The sequence below is a fragment of the Thiomonas sp. TH-17 genome, assembly GCF_057473305.1.
In genome coordinates this window covers 1-4220 of sequence record NZ_JBYCKI010000237.1, presented here as the reverse complement: position 1 = coordinate 4220, position 4220 = coordinate 1, and the positions used below count along the sequence as shown (strand labels likewise).

Genomic DNA, 4220 nt, shown 5'->3' with positions numbered 1-4220 from the left:
CCGTGAAGCAGGCACTGCTGGCTGCTCAGATCGACGCACTGCAGAAAATGCTGGCAGCGCAGCAGGAGCAGCTTGAAATCACCCGCGCGCGCGAACGTTTCGGCGTGGCCACGGCCTCTGACATCGCCACGCTGCAAACCCAGATGGAACAAACCCGCGCCAGCATCGCCCCGCTGCGCAACAGCGCTGACCAGGCGGCCCATCTGCTGGCCGTGCTCAGCGGGCAAGAACCCGGCACGGCGAAGAATCCGCGTTTCACCTTGGACGACTTCAACCTGCCCGCCGATTTACCGCTGAGTTTGCCGTCTGAGCTGGTGCGTCAGCGGCCCGACATCCTCGCGGCCGAAGCCTTGCTGCACGCCGCCAGCGCGCAGATCGGCGTGACGGTGTCCAAACAATACCCGCAGCTCACTCTGAGTGCGAACCTGGGCAGCCAGGCGCTGACCGCGGCCAGTCTGTTCGGCAGTGGTTCATTGATCTGGGGAGTGGCCGGGCAGTTGGCCCAGCCTTTGTTCAAACCCGGGCTGAAGGCCGAGGCACGCGCCGCAGATGCCGGCTTTGATGCCGCGGCCGCCAACTACCGCGAAACTGTACTGCAAGGCTTGCGGCAGGTGGCTGATGTGCTGCGCTCGCTGGAACACGACGCCCAGGCCTTGCAGGCACAGAACGCGGCCGAAGCCTCGGCGCAAACTTCGCTGCAACTGGTGGAGCAGCAATACGCGCTGGGCACAGCCAGCGCGCTGCAACTACTCACCGCGCAGCAGCAGCGACAACAGACCCGCATCGGTCTGATCGCCGCGCAGGCTGCGCGCCTGAACGACACCGCCCTGCTCTATCAGGCGCTGGGCGGCGGGCTGCAGCTACAGACACGATCACGACAAGCAAGCAGTGACATTGACCTGTTGGCGCCGATGCCGATGTGAGCCACATGCCGATTGGCGACTGAGCCATAGCAAACGTGCTGCGCGCCGCGTCAGGTTTGATTCCAGCGTGATCCAACCGGCTCACCGCAACCCTGGCGCTTGGCTCAAATCGGCATCGGTGCCAACAGCGCATCGGCCGTGGTCGAGCCGCCCCTCTCTTTGGGCGCACCGAGGTGTGGCTCGCCCTTGTTGCCGTCGGTTACCGTGAAAGCCTTCCCTCGTAGCGACGTGAGAAATCCTGCCGCGTCGCAGCATCGACTGGAAGACCGCTGGGCCCGACCCCAGGTATTCAGCGGTGGATCAGCGTGCGGCGCTGGCCGCTGGTGCGCTGGGCGAAGGCCACTTGCCGATGGCCTTGAGTTGCTTGATCCAGCGCGGGGCGTTTTTCTTGGCGCTCATGGCGGCGTAGTCGATGGACTGGTCGAGGTAGGGCTGGCGGCGAGACAGCAGGATGTAGATCAGCCGGATCATCTTGTGAGCCACCGCTACGATGGCCTTCTTGTGCGATTTGCGCACGGTGAGGCTGCGGTACTTGGCGGCCAGGGTGCTCTTGGTCATGCGCGCGGCGTTGGCGCATTCGCACAGGATGAAGCGGATGGCGTTGTAGCCGTGCCGGGTGCGGCCGGATTTGCGCTTGCCCGCGCTCTCGTTGTTGCCTGGGCTCAAGGCGGCCCAGCAAGCCAGGCGTTCGGGGCAGCCGAAGCGGTCCATGTCGTCGCCGATCTCGATGAGGATCAGTGCGGCGGCGATCTCGTCGATGCCGGGGATGGTCTGCAGCAGGCTGTGCGCCCAGGTGTAGGGCTGCATCGCGCACATCAGGTAGGCGTCGATGTCGGCCAGTTGGCGCTGCAGCGCGTCGATGCTGTCGCTGAGGTGGCGCAGCACGAACAGGTGGCGCTCGCTCAAGTCGCCGTCCAGGCTGGCGGCGAGTTCCTCGGTCTTGCGCTTCAAGGCGCCACGCGCGTGGGAGAGCAGCACGGCCTCGGACTGGCCGTCGATGAGCCCGCGCACCATGGCGCGGGCCGAGACGCCGTGGATGTCGCTGACGACGGCGCCGAGCTTGATGCCGACGTCATCGAGCCTCTTGTGCAGGCGGTTGATCTGGCTGGCGCACATGGCGCTGAGCTTGCGGCGGTAGCGCGAGACCAGGCGCAGCTCGCGCAAATCCTTGGGCGCAATGAAGCTGCCACGCACCAGGCCGAAGCGCGCCAGCACGGCCAGCCACTCGGAGTCAAGCATGTCGGTCTTGCGACCGGGCACATGCTTGATGAAGTGCGCATTGACCACCCAGGCGGTGATGCCGACATTCTCCAGGTGGGCGTAGACGCTCTTCCAGTAGATGCCGGTGCTCTCCATGACCACCAACTGGACCTGCAGCTCAGCCAGCCAGGCGGCCAGGGCACGGCAATCGCGCTTGAAGCCGCCGAACTCCCGACTGTGCTTGTCCACCGAGCCGTCGGGCTGCTCGATGAGAACCGTGACCACATGCAGCATGCGGTGCACATCGATACCGGCCACGCGCCGGTGCAAGGGGGAAAGTCCTTCCATGACGATGCTCCTGTGTGTAGAGTGCAAGGCGGCACGCCGGGGCATCACCTGTGGCCGGCGCACCGTGCAAGGGCCGTGGCCTTTACTCGGCAAGTCGGTGGGCTGAAAGACTCCTCGAACCGAAATCGATTCGGGCCTCTTTACCGTTCGTGCTGCCACCCGGTTCACGGCAATGAACCCGGCAGCGCAACAGTCGGGGGTGCGAGTCAGCCCGGTGGAGGTCCGGTTAGGCACCGGGGTCGGGCCTTCATTCGTTTTGCGACCTCAATGCCCCGGCGTGCCACCCTCTATCCTGCTCCGTCCCAGGGCTTTCATGCTCGGGGGCGAGTGGGGCAAATCATGAATGGTTAGGTCTGCACAGACTGAGCGCACAGGCCGAACTCCCGCAGGGCAAGAGGGAAGTTGCGATTCCTGTGACCCGGCCTAGTCAGTTTGAACAGGGTGAAGCGTTGCAGGGCGTTGAGTTCTGACCAGGCACGCGGGCCATCAAGCCGCAGGGCCTTATCCACAGCGTTTTGACGCACGCGATCCGGCAGAGTCAATCGGCTCCATTCCATTTCCGCATGGCTTTCAGGCATTCTGACCACCCGGGTCTTGGCCTGCTGGACGATGGCCTGCACGAGCAGGTGCCGATAGCGTCGCTTCCCTCCAAGTGGATCGAGGTCCTCGGTGATGAGTCTTTTGCGCGTTGCCAGATCGAGGCTTTGCCAGTCTTGCAGCGAGAGTTTGATCCGGCACTCATCAAGCCTGTAGCGCACGAGCATGGGCATGCAGCACAAGGTCTTTGCGTAGTCCGATTCGAAATTGAACAGTAGCGAACTGACCTCTGCAATTGGGGGCAAGATGTCGATCTGCACCGAAATGGACTGGCGGACCGCGTCGCCAAGATCAGCGATATTCATAGGGCGAGGGGCAGAGCTGTCGGCTGACCATCATCGGCGTGAGCGTCGGCATAGAGGCCCGTGCCGCTATGGGCCGATTCGGAGGACGGAATGAAGCGCCCGACGCGCACATCGAACACATGCACCTGACCCTCTTCGATCACATAGTGCCAACCGTGCAGTCTGAGCGGACTGAGGTTGTGTTGCTCGACGCGCCGACGCACCATGGGGCAGTCCGTCAAGCGTTCGAGTTGCAAAACGACCGTTCGCTGCTCTGTGCGGCGCAGTACTTCGGGCCAAGGGTCGGCGATGGGCAGTATGGCCTCTTTCCCCAACCCCAGCCAGGATTTAGATTGCGGGCTTCGGCCGGTGCTTCCCCATATAGCGCGCGGATGGCGCCGCAGTGACTGTGGCCACAAACCACGATGCGCTGCACGCTCAGACTGAGGACGGCAAATTCGATGGCCGCCGCCGTGCCGTGGTAGCCGACGCTGCCATCGAACGGCGGCACGAAGTCGACGACATTGTGCACGAGAAAGAGTCCTCCGGCCCCGCGCCCGTGAGCAGATGTGGCACGACGCGCGAGCAGATCATCAGGCATGGCCGTTCTCGCAGTTCAATTCGGATACGAACAGGGCCGGGTCGGGCCGTGGACGGATGGGCTTGCGCCGGTCTGCAGTACCGATGGCGACGAAGCACACCGCCTGCTCGTTGTGCGCCAAGGCAAACAAACGGCGCAAGCGGGCGGTCTGCATGGCCTGGCCGCTGACAAGGCCAGAACCAAAGCCATCGGCATGGGCGCTGAGCAGCAGGTTTTGAATCGCACAGCCCAGAGAGATCAACCGTTCCTGCAAAGGAATTTCGGGGT

Annotated in this window: 4 protein-coding genes and 1 pseudogene; 1 reads left to right on the top strand and 4 read right to left on the bottom strand. The window is 63.8% G+C overall.

All coding sequences use genetic code 11. The features are described 5' to 3' along the window. A partial coding sequence (locus AC2VLV_RS13885; protein ID WP_486990537.1) for an efflux transporter outer membrane subunit occupies positions 1-923 on the top strand: 923 nt, incomplete at its 5' end. 300 nt (positions 924-1223) lie between these two features. On the opposite strand, the gene AC2VLV_RS13880 is transcribed toward AC2VLV_RS13885, so the two are convergent. The 4 genes and pseudogenes from AC2VLV_RS13880 to AC2VLV_RS13865 form a co-directional block, all read right to left on the bottom strand. Continuing rightward, a complete protein-coding gene (locus AC2VLV_RS13880) occupies positions 1224-2471 on the bottom strand; it encodes an IS110 family RNA-guided transposase (RefSeq protein WP_486990536.1) in 1248 nt (415 codons plus the stop codon). Positions 2472-2818: 347 nt separating this feature from the next. After that, on the bottom strand, positions 2819-3373 hold the full coding sequence (locus AC2VLV_RS13875) for a nitrate reductase associated protein (protein WP_486990535.1): 555 nt from the start codon (positions 3371-3373) through the stop codon (positions 2819-2821). Next, a pseudogene (locus AC2VLV_RS13870) lies at positions 3370-3937 on the bottom strand (carbonic anhydrase); the annotation flags it as partial. The gene AC2VLV_RS13875 and the pseudogene AC2VLV_RS13870, both read right to left, overlap by 4 nt. Before the next feature lie 8 nt (positions 3938-3945). Next, on the bottom strand, positions 3946-4220 hold a 275-nt coding region (locus tag AC2VLV_RS13865), incomplete at its 5' end, for a nitroreductase family protein (protein ID WP_486990534.1).

What these genes read in the sequence shown, in the direction of transcription:
- AC2VLV_RS13880 (WP_486990536.1), bottom strand. Translation starts at nt 2,471, where the DNA reads ATGGAAGGACTTTCCCCCTTGCACCGGCGCGTGGCCGGTATCGATGTG.
- AC2VLV_RS13875 (WP_486990535.1), bottom strand. Translation starts at nt 3,373, where the DNA reads ATGAATATCGCTGATCTTGGCGACGCGGTCCGCCAGTCCATTTCGGTG.